The 19,915-nt window shown below is 45.7% G+C and carries 20 protein-coding genes; 19 read left to right on the top strand and 1 reads right to left on the bottom strand.

The genetic code is table 11. The features are described 5' to 3' along the window. The first annotated feature begins 2 nt into the window (after positions 1 to 2). From F3I09_RS03895 to F3I09_RS03825, 15 genes are all read left to right on the top strand, one after another. Positions 3 to 1,061, top strand: a complete 1,059-nt coding sequence (locus tag F3I09_RS03895; RefSeq protein WP_149693717.1) for an iron ABC transporter permease — start codon at positions 3 to 5, stop codon at positions 1,059 to 1,061. Next, positions 1,058 to 1,906 (top strand): heme ABC transporter ATP-binding protein, encoded by an 849-nt coding sequence (locus F3I09_RS03890; RefSeq protein ID WP_149693716.1) that lies wholly within the window; start codon positions 1,058 to 1,060, stop codon positions 1,904 to 1,906. Before F3I09_RS03895 ends, F3I09_RS03890 begins: the two co-directional genes overlap by 4 nt. 3 nt (positions 1,907 to 1,909) lie before the next feature. Continuing rightward, positions 1,910 to 2,941: a hemin-degrading factor gene (locus F3I09_RS03885; protein WP_149693715.1), complete on the top strand. Its 1,032-nt coding sequence runs from the start codon at positions 1,910 to 1,912 to the stop codon at positions 2,939 to 2,941. Positions 2,942 to 3,129: 188 nt separating this feature from the next. Continuing rightward, positions 3,130 to 4,008 (top strand): AraC family transcriptional regulator, encoded by an 879-nt coding sequence (locus F3I09_RS03880; RefSeq protein WP_149693714.1) that lies wholly within the window; start codon positions 3,130 to 3,132, stop codon positions 4,006 to 4,008. A 63-nt stretch (positions 4,009 to 4,071) separates the two neighbouring features. Continuing rightward, on the top strand, positions 4,072 to 4,629 hold the full coding sequence (locus F3I09_RS03875; RefSeq protein ID WP_149693713.1) for a DapH/DapD/GlmU-related protein: 558 nt from the start codon (positions 4,072 to 4,074) through the stop codon (positions 4,627 to 4,629). Between the two features lie 2 nt (positions 4,630 to 4,631). Further along, positions 4,632 to 5,690 (top strand): alpha/beta hydrolase, encoded by a 1,059-nt coding sequence (locus F3I09_RS03870; RefSeq protein ID WP_149693712.1) that lies wholly within the window; start codon positions 4,632 to 4,634, stop codon positions 5,688 to 5,690. 376 nt (positions 5,691 to 6,066) lie between these two features. Continuing rightward, positions 6,067 to 6,384: a DUF6686 family protein gene (locus F3I09_RS03865; protein WP_223233123.1), complete on the top strand. Its 318-nt coding sequence runs from the start codon at positions 6,067 to 6,069 to the stop codon at positions 6,382 to 6,384. 256 nt (positions 6,385 to 6,640) lie between these two features. Continuing rightward, on the top strand, positions 6,641 to 6,820 hold the full coding sequence (locus F3I09_RS03860) for a hypothetical protein (protein ID WP_188133672.1): 180 nt from the start codon (positions 6,641 to 6,643) through the stop codon (positions 6,818 to 6,820). Positions 6,821 to 6,850: 30 nt separating this feature from the next. Further along, a complete protein-coding gene (locus F3I09_RS03855; RefSeq protein WP_188133671.1) occupies positions 6,851 to 7,873 on the top strand; it encodes an HmuY family protein in 1,023 nt (340 codons plus the stop codon). Positions 7,874 to 7,907: 34 nt separating this feature from the next. Beyond that, on the top strand, positions 7,908 to 10,034 hold the full coding sequence (locus tag F3I09_RS03850) for a TonB-dependent siderophore receptor (RefSeq protein ID WP_149693709.1): 2,127 nt from the start codon (positions 7,908 to 7,910) through the stop codon (positions 10,032 to 10,034). 8 nt (positions 10,035 to 10,042) lie between these two features. After that, positions 10,043 to 10,741, top strand: a complete 699-nt coding sequence (locus F3I09_RS03845) for an HmuY family protein (protein WP_223233122.1) — start codon at positions 10,043 to 10,045, stop codon at positions 10,739 to 10,741. Between the two features lie 32 nt (positions 10,742 to 10,773). Next, positions 10,774 to 11,559 (top strand): HmuY family protein, encoded by a 786-nt coding sequence (locus tag F3I09_RS03840; RefSeq protein ID WP_149693708.1) that lies wholly within the window; start codon positions 10,774 to 10,776, stop codon positions 11,557 to 11,559. A 22-nt stretch (positions 11,560 to 11,581) separates the two neighbouring features. Then, a complete protein-coding gene (locus F3I09_RS03835; protein ID WP_149693707.1) occupies positions 11,582 to 12,301 on the top strand; it encodes a hypothetical protein in 720 nt (239 codons plus the stop codon). A 33-nt stretch (positions 12,302 to 12,334) separates the two neighbouring features. Then, entirely contained in the window at positions 12,335 to 13,294 is a 960-nt protein-coding gene (locus tag F3I09_RS03830) for a hypothetical protein (protein ID WP_149693706.1), read from the top strand. A 121-nt stretch (positions 13,295 to 13,415) separates the two neighbouring features. Continuing rightward, positions 13,416 to 14,177: a hypothetical protein gene (locus tag F3I09_RS03825; RefSeq protein WP_149693705.1), complete on the top strand. Its 762-nt coding sequence runs from the start codon at positions 13,416 to 13,418 to the stop codon at positions 14,175 to 14,177. 96 nt (positions 14,178 to 14,273) lie between these two features. Here F3I09_RS03825 and F3I09_RS03820 read toward each other — a convergent pair whose 3' ends face one another. After that, positions 14,274 to 15,281, bottom strand: a complete 1,008-nt coding sequence (locus F3I09_RS03820) for a glutamine synthetase beta-grasp domain-containing protein (RefSeq protein WP_149693704.1) — start codon at positions 15,279 to 15,281, stop codon at positions 14,274 to 14,276. Between the two features lie 581 nt (positions 15,282 to 15,862). Between F3I09_RS03820 and F3I09_RS03815 the strand changes: the two genes are divergently transcribed. The 4 genes from F3I09_RS03815 (at position 15,863) to F3I09_RS03800 (ending at position 19,847) form a co-directional block, all read left to right on the top strand. Next, positions 15,863 to 17,350, top strand: coding sequence for a S41 family peptidase (locus F3I09_RS03815; RefSeq protein ID WP_149693703.1), 1,488 nt, complete (start codon positions 15,863 to 15,865; stop codon positions 17,348 to 17,350). A 267-nt stretch (positions 17,351 to 17,617) separates the two neighbouring features. Beyond that, positions 17,618 to 18,067 carry a response regulator gene (locus F3I09_RS03810; protein ID WP_149693702.1) on the top strand — a complete coding sequence of 150 codons (450 nt, stop codon included), beginning with the start codon at positions 17,618 to 17,620 and terminating at the stop codon, positions 18,065 to 18,067. A gap of 75 nt (positions 18,068 to 18,142) precedes the next feature. Beyond that, positions 18,143 to 18,709, top strand: a complete 567-nt coding sequence (locus F3I09_RS03805) for a biliverdin-producing heme oxygenase (protein WP_149693701.1) — start codon at positions 18,143 to 18,145, stop codon at positions 18,707 to 18,709. Positions 18,710 to 19,031: 322 nt separating this feature from the next. Then, complete coding sequence (locus F3I09_RS03800; protein WP_149693700.1) at positions 19,032 to 19,847, top strand: hypothetical protein; 816 nt, start codon at positions 19,032 to 19,034, stop codon at positions 19,845 to 19,847. Positions 19,848 to 19,915 lie beyond the last annotated feature (68 nt).

The raw sequence follows: 19,915 nt of genomic DNA, 5'->3' as shown, positions 1-19,915 counted from the left end.
CAATGAATATAGCAAACATAAAACGCGTCAGTAGTATCACCATACTCAGTGTACTACTCATCATCGTGATATTGCTGGCAACCGGCACAGGCGCCATGCATATATCTCCGATGCAGGTACTTGCTATCCTGCTGAATAAAGCAGGCTTTCACCTGCATGTTGCCTATGAGGAGAATATGCCAGGCGTATTGTGGATGATCCGCCTGCCGAGAGTGATATTGGGAGCACTAATAGGCGCTGGGCTTGGTGTGGCAGGAGCATCACTACAGGGACTGTTCCGCAATCCGCTGGCAGATCCGGGGCTGATTGGGATCAGTTCCGGTGCTTCTATGGCGGCAGTGGTGATGATTATTGTACAAAGTGCATTACCTGTCTTTCAACAGGCGCCGGTATTGAACTTTTATGCGTTAAACCTGGCTGCATTTGCTGGAGCGGTCATCGCTACCTTGTTCATATTTCGCATTGCCCGTACCGGCGGACAAGCAGCCATTTCTACCATGTTGCTGGCCGGTATTGCTGTAAGAGCGTTGTGTGAATCTGTTACAGGTCTGATGACTTACCTGGCCAACAATGAGCAGTTACGCAGTATTACTTTCTGGTCGCTCGGTAGTTTGGGAGGCGCCAGCTGGCAGACAGTATCGGGTGTAGCGCCCTTTGTTATCATTCCACTGATCATGCTACCCCGTCTGGCGCCTGCACTGAATCTGCTGGCCCTGGGCGAACGGGAAGCTATGCACAGTGGCGTGAGAGTACCAAGGTTGAAGTCGCTGCTGGTCATCTTTGCAACGATGGCCGTAGCAGCAGGCGTGGCGGTAGCAGGTATCATCGGTTTTATAGGTCTGATTGTACCACATATCGTACGTCAGTTCACCGGGCCGGATTACAGGATACTGATACCGGGCGCCGCACTGTCAGGAGCGGTCCTGCTGACTATTGCAGACCTTTTGTGCCGTACCATCGTAGCGCCTGCGGAATTGCCTGTGGGAATTATTACAGCCGTAATAGGCGCACCATTTTTCCTCTGGCTTATTATCAAAGAAAAAAGGACCATACCTGCATGATGTTGTGCGTAAAAGATATTTCGCTGTCACTCGGTAAAATGAAGATCCTGGAAGGTATCAGCCTGGAAGCAGGAGCCGGGAAACTGTGTGTGATCATGGGCGCCAATGGTGCAGGGAAATCCACGCTGCTGAAAGTAATAGCAGGCGAGTACATGCAATACCAGGGTAGTGTAACGATAGGAGGGAAGGAACTAAAAGCGTTGCCGGTAGCAACACAGGCCCGTACAAGAGCAGTGTTGTCCCAGCAACTGACATTAAACCAGCCATTCACTGTGGCAGAGGTTGTAAGTATGGGCCGTTATGTTTATAACACCCACCTTTCTGCTGCAGACAAAGAGATCATTAGCTATGCTTTAAAAGTGATGCAGGTGTACAACCTGCGTGACAGAACATACCCGACATTATCAGGAGGACAGAAACAACGCGTACAGATGGCGCGTGTACTGGCACAACTGCTGGAAGCCCCCGACTTAGAGGCAACAGACTATACCGGCAGGAAAATGTTATTGCTGGATGAACCGGTAACGGGAATGGATATCCTTCATCAGCAATTGTCATTACAACTGGCCTCTACACTGGCCGCCAGTGGTGTACTGGTAGTCGCAGTATTGCATGACTTTCAGCTGGCTGCTGCCTATGCCGGAAAGCTGCTGATGTTGAAGGATGGCCGCGTATATGCACAGGGAACCGTGGAGGAGATCTTCACATCCGCTCATATCAAAAATTGTTTCGGTGTGGATGTAGCCGTACTGGAACATCCTCACTGTCATTATCCGCTGGTGGTTACCGCCGCTGCCGGTGGCTTATTTCAATCACCTGCCGTAAAGGCATTAAAAGTATTATAAAATATGAACACAACTCTGACTACATTAAAAGAACAATGGCTGGCTTTTCGTGAACAACATCCGAAAACAAGGATCCGTGATGCGGCCAGCCAGTTACAGGTCAGTGAAGGAGAGCTGGTGGCTGCCTGCACCGGTGATACTGTAAAACATCTGAAAACTGAATTCCCTGCTCTTATGCAGGCCATGCCTGCCCTGGGAAAGGTGATGGTATTGACCCGCAATGAAAACTGTGTAATAGAACGCAAAGGTGTTTTTGAAATAGTGAACACTGAAAATAAACATGTAGGTACTGTATTGGGAAAAGATATAGACCTGCGCATGTTCTTCTCCCGCTGGAAGTATGGCTTTGCTGTAGATACTGACGATAGTATTGGTTTCAAAAAGTCCCTACAGATATTTGATGCGCAAGGTATGGCCATTATGAAGGTCTACGCTGTAGAACAAACCAACCTCTCCGCCTGGGATTCATTGGTTGCAGACTTCACTGCGGCAGAACAACCTCTTGTCATTACGGTGGCCCCGCCACCTCCTGCTCCTGTATACAATGACAAAGATGCAGACAAAGATGCTTTTCTTCAGGGCTGGGCTGCATTACAGGATACCCATGATTTCTTCCCTCTGCTTATGAAACACAAACTCTCAAGAGTACGTGCGCTGGAACTTGCAGCAGGTAAATTTGCCCGCCGCAGTAATAATGATTGTGTAAAAACACTGTTGGAAACCGCTGCTGCGAGCGGATTGGAGATCATGGTATTCGTAGGTAATCCAGGCAATATAGAGATCCATACAGGTCCTGTACAGAAGATCGTGGGCATTCCTAACTGGATCAATGTAATGGATGAAGATTTTAATCTACATCTGAGGACAGATGCGATTGAACAATGCTGGGTAGTGGAAAAGCCTTCCGTTGATGGTGTTATAACGTCTGTAGAAGTGTTTGATGCAGCAGGAGAGATGATCGCACAATTTTTTGGTAAACGTAAGCCGGGTAGTCCTGAACTGGGAGAATGGCGTGCACTGGCAGCGGGGCTGTAACAGCGCCGGGCATCGATCAGTGTCACATAACGCTCTGGAGGAATGTCGTGTTTGTAGCCCCGGTGCAACCCCGCGGGATGGTAATGAATTAGAAGTTCGTAAGCGCCTGGAAATTCATGAGCTCACGGCATAGACACCGGTATTACCGACTGAACATGCGTTTGTATTGAATTTCTTAACTTTGCGATATGGGGAGTAAAATTGAACGTTCCATATCAGAGTTTAATAATGAGTTGAAACTAAAAGGCTTCAACGTCTGGCAGATTGAAAGTGACAGCAATGCGACTAAAATATATAGCAGGAAAGATTTTTACAAAATCTGCCTGACTACGGGAAAAAGTATCATCCATTACGCAGATCGTAGTTTTCAGGAGGAGGGCACGATTTTGTTCTTTGGAAATCCGCATATACCTTATTCCTGGGAAACACTTTCAACAACCTATGTCGGCTACACCTGCCTTTTTTCGGCGGATTTTCTCAAGCAATCGGAGCGCTCGGAAAGCCTGCAACAGTCGCCTTTGTTTAAAATCGGCGGCACTCCTATTTTGAAAATCACAGAATCACAGCGTCTGTTTTTAAACAGTATCTTTCAGAAGATGATAGATGAGCAGCAAGCAGATTATGTTTATAAAGATGATCTGATGCGTAACTACGTCAACCTGATCATCCATGAGGCGCTGAAGCTGCAGCCTTCCGAGCACTTCGATCAGCATAAGAATGCGCTAACCCGGATTACAACACTTTTCCTGGAGTTGCTGGAGCGCCAGTTTCCGGTGGAAACCGCCGACCGTCCATTGACCCTGAAAACTGCCAATGACTATGCGAAAGCATTTGCTATCCATGTAAACTACCTCAATAAAGCTGTAAAAGAAACGACCGGTAAATCGACAACAACTCACATTACTGAGCGTATTACCCGTGAAGCAAAAGCGTTACTACAACATACAGACTGGAATGTTGCAGAGATTGCCTATGCACTGGGATTTGAATACCCTACCTATTTCAATAACTTCTTCAAAAAGCGAACCGGAAGTAGTCCCTCGGCTTTCAGGGCAGCTGTGATTTGAAATCCTTAATGATTGGATTGAAATTCATTAGCCTGCAAATACCCGATAGGGGAACTTTGCGGTATGAAAGATATCTTCCAGAGATTAAAGGCGGGTGAACTGGTGCATATCCATGACCCCGAATTTCACAAAGTAGATGCAATAGTAAGCCGCACGCTGGCATTATCTCCCGCATTGAACGCTGCGACGGATATAGATGAGGTGCGCCGTATATTGAGTGAGATCATCGGTTCGCCGCTAGACGATAGCACAACAATATTTGCTCCTTTTCACACCAACTTTGGGCGATTTATAAATATCGGCAAACATGTTTTCATCAATCATGCCTGTTCCTTCCTGGATATGGGCGGTATTTCCCTTGAAGACCACGTACTGATAGGGCCGAAAGTAAACCTGATCACCGAAAATCATCCTTTAGATCCTGCCAATCGGCGCGGCATGTTATGCAAGCCCATTCTGATTAAACGCAACGCCTGGATTGGCGCTGGTGCTACTATTCTGCCCGGTGTGACTGTAGGTGAAAATGCCGTTGTTGCAGCCGGCGCAGTAGTTAGCAGGGATATCCCTGACAATACCGTAGTTGCTGGCATTCCAGCCAAAATTATTAAACAAATCCCCTGAATATGAAAAGGGCAATATTTATCGCGATTACTTCGCTGATCGTTGCAGGTAAGTTATTCGCACAAAATACTAAACAAGTAGAAAACAAGAAAATGGATAATACATCGCAAACAGGGCGTTACACTTTCACACTGAGTGATAAAGTGACAAGAGAAAAGGTAAGTTTTAAAAACCGGTATGGTATTGTACTGACCGGCGACTTATATCTTCCTAAAAATCGTGGCAGTGAACCAATAGCAGCACTGGCTATCAGTGGGCCGTTTGGTGCAGTGAAAGAGCAATCTTCTGGATTGTATGCACAAAACATGGCAGAGCGTGGCTTTGCTGCCCTTGCATTTGATCCTTCTTATACTGGTGAGAGCGGAGGCGAACCGCGTAATGTGGCTTCACCGGACATCAATACTGAAGATTTCAGTGCGGCTGTAGATTTTTTGGGGCTGCAGGGTTTTTTAGATAGAAACCGTATCGGCGTGATCGGCATATGTGGTTGGGCTGGTATGGCACTGAACGCCACCGCTGTGGACAAACGCATCAAAGCTGTTGCCACTACCAGCATGTATGATATGTCCCGCGTGATGTCAAAAGGTTACTATGATAAACTCACAGCAGATGAACGCTCAAAAATGCTGGAGCAAATGAGCCAGCAACGCTGGGAAGATGCAAAAAATGGTACACCTGCTCCATCCACAAACAATCTACCTGAAAAATTGCAGGGCAATGAACCCCAGTTCGTAGTTGATTATTTCAATTATTATAAAACCGGGCGTGGTTTTCATCCCCGTTCAATTAACTCAAACGGTGCGTGGACGGCAACCAATGCGCTATCATTCATGAATATGCCGCTGCTGACTTACATCAAAGAAATCGCACCACGGCCGGTTTTATTAATTGCCGGTGAAAATGCGCACTCCCGCTATTTCAGCGAAGATGCTTACAATGCTGCCGCAGCGCCTAAAGAGTTGATGATTATTCCCAATGTCCGTCACGTTGACCTGTACGATAAAACCGACATAATTCCTTTTGACAGGCTCGCAACGTTCTTCACAAGCAATCTGAAGTAAACAGGCAAATTAGCTGTTTGATCTATACATTCGCCAGCCATGCAGTAATGCGTGGCTTTTTTGCATATTACTCCTGGATATCTGTTCCGACATTTTCCCTAATAGACAAATCGTTTTCCTCATTTGAGCATCCATCCTTGCCACTACTTCCTATTTTTGAATTGCGTAAAGAGTGATTGATTGATATATAATAATGCTGCGAACATCCATTGTTTGTCAGCTCCAAAAAAATATTTACTATCCTCAGAAAATAGCTCAGTGAAAGCTGCCTCTGCCGCTTTGCAGTACAGGCATGCAGCGCTTACTGAGATACGCCCAACATTTTTAATGTGACACAATACTCCCCCAGGAGTTCCGTGTTTGTAACTAAAACATTATGTGCGATATCAGAACATTGTGCAGGAAAAACCAGGCCCACATCAGCCATTGTGCAAATTGCCAGACGGTATATATCTGGCATAATAACCTGGTCCTGAACTTCACACCACAGGATTTCCAGCTATTCTATGAAACATTGGAGCACCAGCACTTTCACGATTGCTCTATGATATTTCCGGACGGAGAAGAACGTGTAGTGGTACACTCTCCATGCCGGGATATCAGTTTCACTTTTACTCAGCCGGAATGGCGGGATATGAAAGACGCCATGAGTGAAGCCATATTACTCCAACAGGTATATGAATTGATCAGATAGTTTTTCCTTTTCGCGTAAATGATTTTCCTGAATAGATAAACTTATTTGTCCGCTACATGCTTTCTTTGCATGTATTATTACTCCGCCAATATTATACAATAACTACATTCTCCGCTGTAGTTCGTGTAATACAATAACATATTTCATTTAACACTGGTAATGCATCCGCATCGGCCGCTGTATTGTCTTATATCAATATGGCGACAGGGGATCTTTTATTCTAACAACTCTTAAGGGGTTAATGCTATTATACTTTATGAGGTCACATCTTATTGTGCTGGGACTTTCTATTGCATTGTGTAACGGCGCATGGGCGCAGTCCGCCGCACCGGCTACCGTTATATCTGATTCAGTACGTTTGCGTGACGTAGTGGTAACAGGGCAATATGCTCCGCAGTCATTAAAACTGGAACAGCAAAAAATAATTATCGATTAAATAAATACAATGCAAAAACAAAAGATGGCTATGAAATTAAGCAGACTTTTTCTCGTACTTGCTATAGGAACAGGATTATTCAGTGCATGTAGTAAGGACGAGGATGCCGCCGTGGTAATACCTCCTTCAGATGGCTCGCAACTGACCCTGAATGGCGGCGGTGGTACTGGCTCCCCTAATACCGTTTATGTAGACTTCAGTTCAGACTCTACTGCTACAAGAGCACGTGCCAGCTGGTCACTCGGCTTTTATGGCGGTTCATCATACCGTGTTATACTTAATAGCTTCACTTCTATGAGTGCTGTTGCATTGAGTAAAACAGACATCAGCACTGTAAACATTGACGATACCGCAGGTGTGAGCCTGGCTATTGGTCAGGGGGCAGGTACACTGAGTATGATCGATGATGTATTTGGCGACCTGACTAAAACAGTGATCGCTGAAGTATCTGCTACTGCGTCAAGTAATCATGTATACCTCGTGAAACCGGAGAATGCTTCTGCAGCAGATCCAGCTACCTGGTATAAGATCCTTGTTACACGCAATGGAGATGGTTATACACTGCAGTATGCAAAGCTGAAAGAAACGACTATCAAAACTGCTAGCATCAGCAAAGACAATAACTACAACTTTACCTTCTTCTCGCTGGACAATGGAGCCACTGTAAATGTGGAACCTAAAAAGACTCAATGGGATATTGCCTGGTCTTACGCGGCTTACTATACCGCTACTTTTCCTTATTTCTTCTCTGACTTTGTAGTGATCAATCAGTATGCAGGTGTGACCGCTGCGAAAGTAGACAGTAATACAGTAAGCTATAACAATTTCACAGCAGATAATATCGCTGCACAAACCTTTGTAACTACCCGCGATGCCATCGGTAGCAGCTGGAGAGCTACTACAGGTAACGGTATCTACAAAAACTTCTATTACATCGTAAAGGATGCCAATGGCAATTACTATAAACTGAAATTCGTCAGCATGGGTCTGAATGATGGTGGTACAAGAGGATACCCTGTTATTGAGTACAAGCTGGTGAAATCGGCCAGCTAGAAGAGATCTATTATTCGTACCAGCATTTTGACCAATGTATACCGGAAAGGAACTGTGCATTACTATCATACTATTGTGTGCTGGCGCTCATAAGGCCATGGCACAGACTGATACTGCCACCAGGGCGAAAGCGCTGCGTGGAGTGGAGGTAAAAGCTGTTCGCCTGGAAACGCTTACCAGTAAAGCTGCCATGCCGGTAACGGTCATCAGCAGGAAAACACTGGACATGATGGGCAGCCGCAGGCTTGATGAGGTAATGCGGGAACAGACCGGTGTAAATATCGTCAATGATATTGCTGCTGGTTCACGCGCTATCGGGATGCAGATGCAGGGATTCAGTTCCGATTACATCCTGATCCTGATAGATGGACAGCCTATGATTGGAAGAAATGCGGGGAACTTTGACCTGTCACGTATCACCGTGTCAGACATTGAACGGATAGAGATTGTAAAGGGTGCATCTTCCAGTTTATTTGGAAGTGAAGCCCTGGGAGGAGTGGTGAATATCATTACCCGGCAGAAGATCACGTCACCGCAGGCACAGGTTATTGTGCGCTACGGTTCGCAGAATACGCAGGATGCCACAGTGGAAGGAGAGATGCCTTTTGCAAAAGAGAAGGCCTCCCTTTCATTGTCCGGCAACTACTATCATACAGATGGATATAATGTAAATAGCTATCTGCGCAGAGGCGCTACTGCTCCACCTTATGACAGCTATAGTATGCAATCACGTCTGCGCTGTCGCGTCAGTAATAGCCAGCAGTTGTTCCTTTCCGGCAGATGGGCCTTGCGTAATTCACTGAATGAATCAGTGTACGGCACTGGTCAGACGGAAAACAGTACCAAGGATGTGCTGAGTGAAAGTGATGTCAATGCATCCGCTGTGTTGCAATCAGCTTTTAACAGCAAATTCCGGCTGAACAGCCAATACTATCTTACCCGTTACAGTTCCAGCCAGGATGTAAGCACCGGTAAACAGGTGGCGCTAAAGGATAATGAATTTACACAATACTTTCACCGCTTTGAAGAACAGGTATTATATACGCCTGCAGATAAATTGTCCTTTACCGGAGGAGCGGGCATCAACCTGGAAACAATGGATGATACAGAGTTGCATGGTGGTAATAATATGCGCAGTGGATATGCTTATCTGCAGGGGGACTGGAAGATATTCAGCAAGCTGACTACACGCGCCGGCGTGCGGTATGATCATCATAATTACTATGGCGGGAGATTGAATCCAAGTGTGGGTATCAGCTATAGTATTACTGACAGGATCATATTAAAAGCAGCCGTAGGCACAGGGTATAAAACACCTGATTTTAAGAAACGCTACCAGGTCTTTACCAATCCACAGGCAGGTTATACCGTACTGGGAGTAGAAGAGGCGGCAACTACATTAGCTGAAATGCAGGCGGCAGGACTGATCAGTGAAGTAAGACCTATAGCGAAGAACATTAACGCGGCACTTAAACCGGAAACATCTGTGTCTTACAATGCCGGTATCAGTGTACAGCCGCATAGTGTCGTAAAGCTGGATGTGAATGTCTTCTACAATAGCCTGCACAACTTTATTAATACTGTACAGGTGGCGACAAGAACCAACTATCAGCCTGTTTATTCCTATATCAATCTTGACAGGTCTTATACTGCCGGTATAGAAGCGGGTGTGTCTGTAAGCCCTCTGACAGGACTGGATATTTCTGCCGGATACCAGCTGCTGTATGCAAAGGACCGGGGGATAATGGATTCCATCCGTGCAGGAGGATATCCTTACAATAAAGTGAGGAACAGTAATACCGGTGAAACAGCTACATCAAAAGTAAGTGACTACATCGGTCTTGAGAACAGGTCCAGGCATATGGCCAATATGCGGATATTCTATGAGTATGCGCCCTGGGGTATCAACGCTACTTTCCGCGTTACCTACAGGAGTAAGGCCGGATATGATGACGCGAACAACAACCGTTTCCTGGACAGGTATGATACGTTCATAGCGGGGTATGCAATGCTATATGCATCCATCGAAAAGAAATTTTGCAAAGATCATTTATCCGCGCAGTTAACAGCGGATAACCTGATGAATTATACTGATATGCTGATGCCAGGACAACCAGGGCGAATACTCATGGCCGGACTGAAATGGCGGATGTTTAAATAAATACAACCATGCGATATACAATCCATATTTGTCTGTTAACAACACTGATGTTAACCATTGCATCCTGTAAGAAGGACGAGAATAATGATACAAAGACGAACTATGAAGATGGCGTCAGCACAGTGATCTATGATCTGGCCGGCGATACGGAAGCCTCTGTTGCTGATGGGGTAGAGGGAAAGGAACGGCGTCCGTTCAAGCCTTTTTATTTCAAACTGAAGGGCAAACTGCAATCGTGGGACAGCTCTGCTGCCAACAGGAAAAGCGCCAGCTGGGACATTGCTTTTACGGATGTGTACAATGCGCTGGTTTATGTAAATGATGGTAGCAATCCCAACGGCCCCGGATATGGCGGCCCGGGAAAGGGCCTGATCGTAGCGGTGGATTCTCCTTATGCAAAGGTGACCGCAGCTCCCACCATAGAGGAAATGAAAGAGAATAACCTGAAGTTCACGGGATGGGATGGTTATCCGCAGGTGTATAATACTGGTTGGTACTTTTATTCACTGACCACGCATCTGGCGATACCTATTAAGAACCGGACCTTTGTCATCATGACAGCAGAAGGTAAATACGCCAAGCTGGAACTGATCAATGTATACCAGGGAAATCCACCGGCAGTTACAGACCTGTACTGGCCTGCGCCTTACTTTACCTTCCGCTATTATGTGCAGGAGGACGGAAGCCGTAACCTGAGAACTCCCTGAAAGTAATTACCTGATTAAGCACATTAACTTCTATGCAAAAAACCAATCTCTTATGCATGGCCCTGGCCATGTTTGCCATCGCCTGCTCTAAAAGTGATACTGATACACCGGATGTCAATCCTCCCGATGATACAACTATTGTGGAGGTGAAGACAGGCGTATACACTTTATTGAATCTTGCTGCTGATACTGCCGCTACTTCCGGCGCTGCTGCAAAAGCGTTCTACTATAGCCTGGAAGACCAGAAGGTTATTCCTGCATCGCAGGTGCAGACGGCCAACTGGGATGTTGCCTTCACCGGTACATACAACAGTACTCTTCTTATCAATAACGGTAAGGCAAAGTATTCACCCGGCTACGGCGGACCAGGAGCAGGAGGGATCTACCTGGTGAAAGATGCTGCTATTGATGCGGAATATTATACCGGTCCGCAGAAAGCGATGAAGACTATTCCTGCCCGTCGTTTGTTTGACAGTGCTTTTGCGCATGTGAAAACGGTACCTGTCAGTGATGATCAGTTGCTCACCAATGATGGCATCGGGCTGGATTACTTCGGTCCCAGCACAGATGGATGGGCTTTTTACGATTTTTATGGTTTGCAGTTCCCTGACGCCAATCCTGATAGTGTAGCGCATATCTGTTACAGTATGCCGCGTACGCTGATCATAAAAACAGCGAAGGGGCATTACGCCAAGATGGTGATCTACAGTATTTACAAAGGAGCGCCGGAACAACCTACACGCTCCGATAAACCGGGCTTTGTGAGCTTTAAATACGCTATTCAGAAAGATGGCAGCAAACAGCTGGACCTGAAATAATCATTCTCAATATATACCCGCAATGAAGATCAAACACCTGCTACTGCCGGCGTTACCGGCAATAATGCTGGCAGCTGCCTGTAAAAAAACGGAAACAATTGAAGTACCGGCCCTGGCCACCAACAGGATACTTTCCTACAAGATCACTAACGTGCCGGAAGAGCCGGTCTACGGGGCTGTAAATGACGGGGAAGGGACAATTACCGTCATTCTTCCATACTATTACTATCTGACCACTATACAGCCTGAAATCACCGTTTCTGAAGGTGCATCGGTAAGCCCTGCCAGCGGCGTATTGATAGACAGTATTACGAAGAAACTGACAGAGGGCGCCAACATTGAATATGTAGTGACAGGAAAAGATGGGAGTAAAGCAACCTATAAATTACTGTTTACTACCCAGCAGCCGGAGATCACGCTGGATGAGCTGTCGCCCGATCCGGCTAATCCAACCGTATTATATCACAGTAAGCCGGCCACTTTTGAATTCAACTTCTTTGATATCACCGGTAAGAACTTTATTCCGCAGCAGGAGTTGCTGGGTATTTTCTCTACCATCAGTTATCTGAATGAAGAGGGCGCCGTTGTATACACTGCCGTGAACGGGGACAATTACACGACCAGGATAGGTGCTACCGTGCCTGCTGCAGAGCAGGTGCCGGAAGGCTTATACCGGATCAGGGTAACATCATATACCCGTTCTGCCACCATGAAGAATCCGGTAAAGATACAATCACGCTAAGCGCTCCTTTAACAGCTAAACCAACACGTGTACATGAAACTTTTTAATATACCTACCATGCAACTGACAGCCGCAGCTTTACTGCTATGGCTGACCATAGGCGCCTGTAGTAAGGAAACTGTGCAGGCGCCTTATCCTTATAACGAGCTGCAAACCTTCCAGGTAGTAGCCGGTGTGGGAGACACCATCCCTGCAGCGATCAGCAATGGCAGTATTATATTGTACTGGCCTTTCGATCATCCACTGCCCGATTCTATTGCACCATTACTCTCTATTTCTGAACATGCAGTGGTATCGCCTGCATCGGGAGCACGGGTGTCTTTAAAAGACAGCGTGTCTTATGTAGTGACAGCGGAATCAGGGGCTAAGGCCACTTATAAACTGCGTGTGGTTGTTAATCAGCCAGACCTATTGATCAACGATGAAACGGATGTTGTGGGAAGGCTGGATGCTACTACAGACATCGGCGGCATTACTTATGTGATACCGGATACTACTTTCACGGCAGCTTACCTGGTAGCTGCATCAGGAGCTACAACCAGATGTGTGATCAATAGTTTTACGGAACTGGGCGCCAATGAATATTCGGTCAATATAGCTACACCTGCGGTGGACACCGGTAGTTATAGGTTGAGGATAGTTTCCGGTGCACAAACCCTTACCAGTGAGAGGGACTATGTGAAGATCATTTATCCTTTTCCCAGTGTTGATGGCGTAACAGCGGCTTTCACATTAAAGAGGGGAGGAACATTTACACTCAGCGGCGCCAATATGAGAGGTATGGTTGCTGGAAGAGCAAGGCTAGCCGGCGGTCAGACGTATTACAACCTGGAGCTGGTGGCCTTTGATCTGACCAGTGTAACTTATCGTATACCTGCTGCTTTCCCGCTGGGGAACTATAATCTTTTACATGCTGCGTTCCAGAACTATCTGGGAGCGACGGTATACCTGCGTGCAGGAACAATTAACCCGGTGCTGATCATTACAGAATAAATGGCGCATTGTTTACGGCGGCTGCCGTCCTGGAAATGAAGAGAGCCAGACACTGGAACTGTCCGGCTCCCGGAAGATCCGGGAACAAATATCTTATCCTTAACATTTTAAAACGCTAAAAATGAAAATCTTAGACACTGCCCCCAAATCAGCAGTCAAAACTACAAAAAATATTTCTCGTTCACTGGTTGCGATGGCGCTGGTATCAGTAGCCATCTTCTCTTCCTGCCAGAAGGAAGGTGAACAGGCGGCACCTTCAGTGCCAGGCGCTGACCAGGCTATTGCTGCTACTAATCCCGGCACCGGCCAGACAGTTTCTTTCAACTGCGACAGTACTTATGGTACTGTAACACTAGATGCCAGTGGTGTGTATAATGTGGCAGAATTCTTCCAGGGAGTACAGGGTACAACCGGCAATCCTCCGCATGTTGCTCATTCTACTTATTACTACAGTCTTGCTGACAATGATGGCGGCTGTGATGGTTATGATCTGATCTTCAATGGCACTGCCAATGCTGATATCAGAGTGCCATCCGGTTATGCCTTACAATATACCGCGTCAACTTCCTTTGCCAATGTAACTGCCAGCACTGTAGGTACTACTGTATCCGTATTCGGTTACAACCGTATCCTGACTGGTCCTCCTACCGGCAATACAACTATCAATACTGCTCATCCGGGATGGTATAATTATGATGTAGTGAATCACATTGTATATCCTATTGCTGAATGGGGTGTAGAAGTAACCCTGATCGTAACTACCGATGCAGGTGTGAAATACAAGGTACAGTTACAGGACCTGTATTCAAACGGTACGCCAAACAGTACTGTACAGGCTAATAACTATCCCTTCTTAAAATTCCGTTACAAGAGACTTAACTAGTCTTTTCCCAGGGTAGCCGCCTGACAAAAAGGAAAGGGTGCATCATGGAAATGACGCACCCTTTTTTCATTATTTACATGCATATAGTAGCTACGCTTATACAGCTACTGATTTTACTGTTTTGATGATTCTCGCAGCCACTTTATATGGATCTGCTGCAGAATTTGGACGTCTGTCTTCCAGATAACCTTTCCAGCCTCTTTCTACAGTAGCTACAGGTATACGGATAGATGCGCCACGGTCAGAAACACCATAACTGAAGTCATGAATGGACGCAGTTTCGTGCAGGCCAGTCAGACGCAGATGGTTGTCAGCACCGTATACGTCGATATGTTCTTTTACAACAGGGCGGAATGCTTCACACACTTTATCGTATACAACTTTGTTACCTGCTGTTCTCAGCAACGTGTTGGAGAAGTTAGCGTGCATACCGGAACCATTCCAGTCCAGTGTACCTAATGGTTTACAATGCCAGTTGATGGAAACACCATATTTCTCACCAATTCTTTCCAGTAAATAACGGGCGATCCAGATCTGGTCACCAGCTTCTTTCGCACCTTTAGCGAAGATCTGGAACTCCCACTGACCGGCAGCTACTTCAGCATTGATACCTTCTACGTTCAGTCCTGCTTCCAGGCACACGTCCAGGTGTTCTTCAACGATCTCACGTCCGAAAGCGTTGTTGCTACCAACAGAGCAGTAGTACTGGCCCTGCGGATTAGGATATCCACCATCAGGGAAGCCCAGTGGCTTGTTGCTGGAAGGGCTCCATAAGAAATACTCCTGCTCGAAGCCGAACCAGAAGTCGTTATCGTCGTCTTCAATGGTAGCGCGTCCATTGCTAGGATGTGGTTTGCCGGAAGCATCCAGTACTTCACACATTACGAGGTAAGCATCTTTTCTCTGCGGATCCTTAACGAGGAAAACAGGTTTTAACAGACAGTCAGATGAACCGCCTGGAGCCTGCCGGGTAGAAGAACCATCGAAGCTCCACATTGGAAGATCTTCCACTTTGCCACTGAAGTCTTTCTCTATCTTTGTTTTACTTCTAAGGCTTTGGGTTGGCTGATAACCATCCAGCCAGATGTACTCTAATTTAACCATTGATTTAGTTGATATTTAAGGATTTATGTTCACTTGTTGACATTGGTTGATTGGAGACTGTAAATGACAATCCCGTATCCCGTTTCCCCTAATGTGGTATATAAAAGCTGGCAAATATTTCGAAATGCAAAGAAAGTTATAAATGTTGTTTTTGTCAATCCCCGGCCCAAGAATTAGAAGTCCCCAAAAGTGGGGATATTAAGAATTTGGTAAACAATACTTTAGGTATTTGTTTGATCCAGGATAATGTTTTCTTGTCTATGATATTATTATATTTTAAATATTTTTGATTTAGATCATCCAGGCCCCAAATGCCGGTCCAACTCGCAAATATCCTTAAAATGCCCCGGGTAACATGCCGGGTTACAAACAAGTGGCCCACCAGGGCGGAGCATATTTCAGCGGATAATGGCATAAGGCGCCACCGGTAAGTCTTCCCCGATATAGTAATGATTTATATGTTGATTATCAGTGCTTAATTATTATTTCTAATAACGGAGCCATTGGATGTCAATGGTGTCTGCGTTTTTTCGTAATTTCAGCGGATTGTACTATTCTACGGTCATCTTAAAACCTTCCAGGTGAAAAAGAAAAATTCCCTAATCCAACTTTTGTTTTTATCCATGTTGTGGTTTGCCTGTAAAAAAGATAAGCAGACAGACCAACCTACCCCGCCTGCTGAAGGTACCCGGGAGCAGTTGACAACGGATTCACTCTATCTTTATGCCAAGCAGATTTACCTGTGGTATGATGCAATACCGGCGGTGGACGTTTTTAAGCCCAGGCAATATGCCACCGGCGGCAATGTGCTGTCCAATTATCAGCGGGAACTTTACGCCATTTCACAATTCAAGACCAATCCCATTACCGGCGAAGCCTATGAGTATTCAGGCGTTCCCGGTCATCCGAAATATTCCTTCATAACAGAAGAAAGCCTTGATGGCGGCAGGAAAGGAACTATTGACCTCAATGATAAAGGAGAGGACCTGGGGCTGGGGCTTTCCGCTTCAGGAAGTGAAGTCCGCATCCGTATCGTATATCCGGCATCTCCTGCAGCTAATGCCGGTCTGACCCGGGGAATGAAGGTGACAACTATAAATGGTACACCGGTTAGTTCATCGTCCGGCACCTTTATAGAAGCCGCTCTGGATAAATCCAGCGTGACAATGACGGTTGAAAAGACACCCGGAGTACCCGAAGTGGTCAACCTGACGAAGAGCAAGTATACTTCCTCAGCTGTTCTGAAAACAACAATACTCAATGCAGGAGCACAGAAAGTAGGATACATCGCATATGGCCGTTTCTCTAACTATGAAATAACCAAAGCAGCTATAGATCAGGCGTTTTCCAAATTTGTAACAGCAGGAGTAACCTCATTGATAGTAGACTTACGTTATAACGGAGGCGGTTATACACAAACGGCAGAATACCTGGTGAACCAGATCGCGCCTAGTTCACTGGATGGTAAAGTGATGTACATCGAGTACTTCAACGACCTGATGCAGAAAGGACAGGTGCCCATCCTGAAACAGCAGCAGTACTACAACAGTGCAGGGCAACCTGTTATGTGGAATGGGCACTGGGCTACTTATGCTGACCTGGATTACACCATTGCCCAAAATACATTTAAGTTCACCAGCGATGGTGCGCTTAACACAGTAAAACAGGTGGTATTCATTGTGAGTGGTAATACCGCATCTGCCAGTGAACTGGTTATTAACAGCCTGAAGCCTTATATGCCGGTAAAACTGGTAGGGGCGACCACTTACGGAAAACCTGTAGGCTTCTTTGGTATTAAGATCGATAAGTACACCGTGTACATGTCCAATTTTTATATGCAGAATGCCAATGGAGATGGTGATTATTTCCATGGAATGGACGTAGATATACCTGCTGCAGACGATGTCAGGAACGATTTTGGAGTTGAGGGAGAGACCTGTGTAATGTCAGCGCTGAATTTTATAGAAGGCCATCCCGCCGGAAAGGTTAAACCAACGGAACCGGTAGTACACATGGGACCGGCGTCTTCTTTTAACGGTATGATTGAAACGAGATTAAAACTGCGCTGATATTTCCTTATATCGTAATGTTTTTTCCCGATTTGATCAGTCATAAAGGTACACTGAGACGTACCTTTGCAACAGCTTCCTATTAAAAGTGCTGTTTGTTAAGCCCAAATCCGGCGTTTAGTCACAACAATAAAGTTTCTTGAAATTTATAAGTCCTTAAAGATCCTGTCATCTTCGATGGCAGGATCTTTAAGGGCACAATTCCCATTCCCTGTAATATTTTTGCAAGTTTATTTAAGTAATTTTAGTCGTTAAATCGAAAACTGGATGATCAAAAAGGTGCTACGTAACAGGAAATGTATACTTGTGGCAGATGATGACGCAGACGACAGGGAGCTTATTAAGGTGGCATTTGAAGAAAGCGGTGCTGACGCGGAATTGCTTTTTGTGGAGAATGGAGAAGAACTGATGTTTTATCTGAACAGGCAGGGGAAATATGCAGATGAAGAAAAATACCCTTTCCCCAGTATTATATTGCTTGATCTGAACATGCCCCGCAAAGACGGTCGCGAAGCATTACGGGAGATAAAAGAACATACCAACCTGAAATGGTTACCCATTATTATCCTGACCACATCCACAGAAGCCAAGGATATCTCAAAATGCTATGAGCTTGGCGTAAACAGTTATACGATAAAACCCTCAAATTTTTCAGACCTGGTGGCATTTACCCGGATGCTGCATACCTACTGGTTTACCGTTGTACAACTACCGTAGAAATCTTTCCACACGGCCCTGACATTTATTCAGCGTACTTTTAATTACTCTTAACAACTATAACTGCATTGTACAATGATCGAATTGTTAAGGGAACGTACGAACAAACAGCATCAGGAGCTGGAAAGTGTACTGATCCCCATGATAAAGAAGGTGAATACGCCTGAGGAATATGTCAGGTTATTAGAACTGTTTTACGGATACTATTATCCGCTGGAACAGCATATTGCTGCACATATGGATATTTCCTTTCCGGGAGGATTTGGACGGAGGAGGAAAGCGCCGCACTTGCTGGACGATATTGCTGCCATCAGCGGGAAGCCGGCAGATGAACTTCCCTCCAGTACAGACCTGCCTGAGATTACAGACAATGCACAGGCGCTGGGTGTGATGTATGTACTGGAATACCTTACATTGGAAGGACACCTGATCTATCATATGCTGCTGCGTAACGTGCAGTCGCCGGAGTTGCCCGGGGCCATGACTTTTTTCAATGGTTATGGAGCTGATACGGAGTCTTACTGGGAGACATTTGCACATTATCTCCATGGCTACCATGGTACTGAAGAACAGCAGCAAAGAATGCTGGATGCTGCGACCGACACCTTCCTGAAGTTTAAGGCATGGGTCTTAAAGCAGTAAACCCCATCATATACCCTATATTACCATCAGGTATATCGGGATAGCTTTTGACGAAAAGTATCCGCATAAAATATTTGTACCCTTTCAGCGTTTGCATACGGAAGATTAATAAGAAGAACCCGGTATCGGCTTGCCGTTGCCCGCAGGATCGTTGGATAGGCATAATTACCTCATCACAGCTGTGGGAAGAGGAGTAACGTTTACGCTTATCCTGCCTGTAAAGCAGTATCAGCCAGCGGGTTAGCGTCATTTATCAAGAAAAAGTATATATATAAGGGAATAGTCGTTAATTTTGAGCGCTATTTCAAATTAATACCTAGCCATGACAAAAAGAGTATTATCCGTTTTATGCGGCATTGTTGCTTTCTCATCTGCTTTCGCACAAAACAAAAACCTGATCGGTGTAGCACCTTTTAAAAGTGCTGGTAGGACTGAATATGTAACGGCCATACAGGACGCTGTATATGATGCTACCCTGAGACTGAGGGGTTTTTCTATGATGGAGAAAAATAAGCTGGATCAGATCAAGACAGGAGTAGGACAGGCTAATCCCGATGCGGGAGCCCTGGCACAGGCAAAATCTTTAGGCGCACAATATATCATCACTGGTAACATATTGAAAGCCAACTTGGAAACAAAACCATCCAATCTCCCTTTAGGGATCACCAATATCAATGTATCTGAACTGTTGTTCGACCTGGCCGTTGTGGATGTGAACACCGGAGAGGAAGTGGCGTCCAGCAGGTTCACTGGCGCTGGCAGGGGTAAAGCTGCTTTTGAAGATGCACTGAAAGGACTGGGACCTGAAATTGATAAATTCGTTCGCGATAACCTGAAAACAGCAGTTTCCATTGCCCAGATAGAAGAAAAAAGCAGTAACGGAGACGCTATCAGGGTGTTGATTGTTGCAGGCAGCCTAGCGGGCCTGAAAGAGCAGGACGAGTTCAGGGTATACGAACTGACAGATCTGACTGTAGATGGCAAGAAAATGCACAGAAAAAAGACCTTAGGTAAGATTGCCGTGGCGAAAGTAGAAGATGAGAACTTTTCAGTATGCCTGGTAAAAGAAGGCGGAGCGGACATCGCCAAGAAGATAGAAGCCGGCGCAAAGATCAAATGTGAGATCATTACCGAATAAGATTATCACCACCAGATAGCCGTTTTAAAAGATAAATGGAAGGGCTGCACGATCAACAGATCGGCAGC

It is taken from the genome of Chitinophaga sp. CF418 (assembly GCF_900142925.1).
Taxonomy (GTDB): Bacteria; Bacteroidota; Bacteroidia; order Chitinophagales; family Chitinophagaceae; genus Chitinophaga.
This window is presented reverse-complemented; position numbering and strand designations above follow the sequence as displayed.

What these genes read in the sequence shown, in the direction of transcription:
- F3I09_RS03895 (WP_149693717.1), top strand. Translation starts at nt 3, where the DNA reads ATGAATATAGCAAACATAAAACGCGTCAGTAGTATCACCATACTCAGT.
- F3I09_RS03890 (WP_149693716.1), top strand. Translation starts at nt 1,058, where the DNA reads ATGATGTTGTGCGTAAAAGATATTTCGCTGTCACTCGGTAAAATGAAG.
- F3I09_RS03885 (WP_149693715.1), top strand. Translation starts at nt 1,910, where the DNA reads ATGAACACAACTCTGACTACATTAAAAGAACAATGGCTGGCTTTTCGT.
- F3I09_RS03880 (WP_149693714.1), top strand. Translation starts at nt 3,130, where the DNA reads ATGGGGAGTAAAATTGAACGTTCCATATCAGAGTTTAATAATGAGTTG.
- F3I09_RS03875 (WP_149693713.1), top strand. Translation starts at nt 4,072, where the DNA reads ATGAAAGATATCTTCCAGAGATTAAAGGCGGGTGAACTGGTGCATATC.
- F3I09_RS03870 (WP_149693712.1), top strand. Translation starts at nt 4,632, where the DNA reads ATGAAAAGGGCAATATTTATCGCGATTACTTCGCTGATCGTTGCAGGT.
- F3I09_RS03865 (WP_223233123.1), top strand. Translation starts at nt 6,067, where the DNA reads ATGTGCGATATCAGAACATTGTGCAGGAAAAACCAGGCCCACATCAGC.
- F3I09_RS03860 (WP_188133672.1), top strand. Translation starts at nt 6,641, where the DNA reads ATGAGGTCACATCTTATTGTGCTGGGACTTTCTATTGCATTGTGTAAC.
- F3I09_RS03855 (WP_188133671.1), top strand. Translation starts at nt 6,851, where the DNA reads ATGAAATTAAGCAGACTTTTTCTCGTACTTGCTATAGGAACAGGATTA.
- F3I09_RS03850 (WP_149693709.1), top strand. Translation starts at nt 7,908, where the DNA reads ATGTATACCGGAAAGGAACTGTGCATTACTATCATACTATTGTGTGCT.
- F3I09_RS03845 (WP_223233122.1), top strand. Translation starts at nt 10,043, where the DNA reads ATGCGATATACAATCCATATTTGTCTGTTAACAACACTGATGTTAACC.
- F3I09_RS03840 (WP_149693708.1), top strand. Translation starts at nt 10,774, where the DNA reads ATGCAAAAAACCAATCTCTTATGCATGGCCCTGGCCATGTTTGCCATC.
- F3I09_RS03835 (WP_149693707.1), top strand. Translation starts at nt 11,582, where the DNA reads ATGAAGATCAAACACCTGCTACTGCCGGCGTTACCGGCAATAATGCTG.
- F3I09_RS03830 (WP_149693706.1), top strand. Translation starts at nt 12,335, where the DNA reads ATGAAACTTTTTAATATACCTACCATGCAACTGACAGCCGCAGCTTTA.
- F3I09_RS03825 (WP_149693705.1), top strand. Translation starts at nt 13,416, where the DNA reads ATGAAAATCTTAGACACTGCCCCCAAATCAGCAGTCAAAACTACAAAA.
- F3I09_RS03820 (WP_149693704.1), bottom strand. Translation starts at nt 15,281, where the DNA reads ATGGTTAAATTAGAGTACATCTGGCTGGATGGTTATCAGCCAACCCAA.
- F3I09_RS03810 (WP_149693702.1), top strand. Translation starts at nt 17,618, where the DNA reads ATGATCAAAAAGGTGCTACGTAACAGGAAATGTATACTTGTGGCAGAT.
- F3I09_RS03805 (WP_149693701.1), top strand. Translation starts at nt 18,143, where the DNA reads ATGATCGAATTGTTAAGGGAACGTACGAACAAACAGCATCAGGAGCTG.
- F3I09_RS03800 (WP_149693700.1), top strand. Translation starts at nt 19,032, where the DNA reads ATGACAAAAAGAGTATTATCCGTTTTATGCGGCATTGTTGCTTTCTCA.